This window comes from Lamprobacter sp., assembly GCF_034860625.1.
Lineage (GTDB): Bacteria > Pseudomonadota > Gammaproteobacteria > Chromatiales > Chromatiaceae > Lamprobacter.
In genome coordinates this window covers 1-1040 of record NZ_JAYESN010000600.1, presented here as the reverse complement: position 1 = coordinate 1040, position 1040 = coordinate 1, and the positions used below count along the sequence as shown (strand labels likewise).

Here is a 1040-nt window from a genome sequence, read left to right as displayed (position 1 = left end):
GGGTCGCATGGGTGACGCCGGGCTGGGCGCGGACGGTCTCCTCGATCTCGCCAAGCTCCGCGGCCGTAACGGCGATGTCGGTGCCCTGGGGCAGGTACAGGTCGACGACGAACTGCGGCCGCGCCGATTCCGGCATGAAGCCGGGCGTCACAAAGCCGGAGCCCAGGACGCCCGCTACCAGCAACGCCAGCAACGCGAGCCCGGTGCCGAGCCGATGCCGTAGCAGCGAGCGCAGCAGGCTCCGGTAGCCGTTGAGCACCGGCTGCCGGGTGCCGTTGGCCTCCGTCGCCGGCTTGACCTTGAGGAAGACCACGCAGAGCAGTGGTGTGATGGTCACCGCCAGCACCCAGCTCAGCAGCATCGAGTAGAGGATCACCCAGAACAGCGAGCCGGCGTACTCACCCATGTCCGTCGGCGAGAGACCAATGGCGCTGAAGGCGAGGATGCCGACGGCGGTGCCGCCGAGTAGCGGCCACTGCGTCGCCTGGACCACGTCGATGGCCGCCTGGCGGCGGTCCTCGCCCCGCTGCAGGCGTACCAGGATGCCATCGGTGACGACGATGGCATTGTCGACCAGCATGCCGAGCGCAATGATCAGCGCACCGAGCGAGATGCGCTGCATGGCGATGCCGTCCAGCTGCATCGCGATCAGGGTGCCGGCCACCGTCAGCACCAGCACGATGCCGACCACCAGCGCACTGCGCAGCCCCATGAAGAGCACTAGCACGCCGACCACGATCACCACCGCCGCGACCAGGTTCCAGACGAAGCCATCGACCGCTGCGCGCACCGAGTCGGACTGGTAGGAGACGACGTTCAGCTCCATGCCCACCGGTCGCTGGGATTCCAGCTCGGCGAGCCGCGCGCGCACCGCATCGCCCATCGCGACCACATTGCCGCCAGCGACATTGGACACGCCGAGGCCGATGGCCGGCTGCCCGTCATAGCCCACCAGCACCCGCGGCGGCTCGACGACGCTGCGGCTGATCCGCGCCACGTCCTTGAGGAAGATCACCTGCTCGCCGCCACCGGCACCGAGT

Annotated in this window: 1 protein-coding gene; it reads right to left on the bottom strand. The window is 68.9% G+C overall.

Annotated features, from left to right (window positions below):
• Positions 1–1040 (bottom strand): efflux RND transporter permease subunit (locus tag VBE63_RS30130; RefSeq protein WP_323686640.1); only part of this gene is annotated, 1040 nt, incomplete at both ends.